The sequence below is a fragment of the Neisseria sp. P0009.S007 genome (assembly GCF_051962515.1).
The window spans coordinates 1-437 of sequence record NZ_JBQCVF010000898.1; the positions used below are offsets into that span (position 1 = coordinate 1).

The 437-nt window shown below is 47.1% G+C and carries 2 protein-coding genes; one reads left to right on the top strand and one right to left on the bottom strand.

From position 1 onward, the window contains the following. Positions 1 to 268 (top strand): transporter associated domain-containing protein (locus tag ACTHS3_RS17005; protein ID WP_440368642.1); only part of this gene is annotated, 268 nt, incomplete at its 5' end. A 63-nt stretch (positions 269 to 331) separates the two neighbouring features. Here the strand turns inward: ACTHS3_RS17005 and ACTHS3_RS17010 are convergent. After that, positions 332 to 437, bottom strand: a 106-nt coding sequence (locus ACTHS3_RS17010) for an anhydro-N-acetylmuramic acid kinase (RefSeq protein WP_440368643.1), incomplete at its 5' end; no start/stop codon positions are given.

Below are 437 nucleotides of genomic sequence, written 5' to 3' on the forward strand. Positions count from 1 at the left end.
AGAAGAAGCTGCTCCAGCCAGTCAGGATGAAACGCTGTCTGTGGATGGTGCATTGGAGTATGTGGAATTGGCTTCACAATTAAATCTGCCTGCTCAAGAGGAAGACGCGGACTTCCATACCGTTGCCGGCTTGATCATGGAAGAATTGCAAAGTATTCCTGATGTGGGTGACTTCATCGATTACCATGGTTGGCGTTTTGAAGTGGTTGAGAAGGACGGACAACGAATTGCCCGTGTGAAAATTAATCGTTTGCCGGAAGAAGAATAAGGAAAGGCTAATATAGTAAAGGCCGTCTGAAAATGTTCAGACGGCCTTTTTATTGATTCAACTTTAGTTGCCGTAATGTCCTGAGCCTAAAATTCGGTGTGAATGTGCGCCGGTTGCATGGCGGGGGTTGCTCGGAACTTGATTACACCAACAGGCTGCAAGCCAGGCA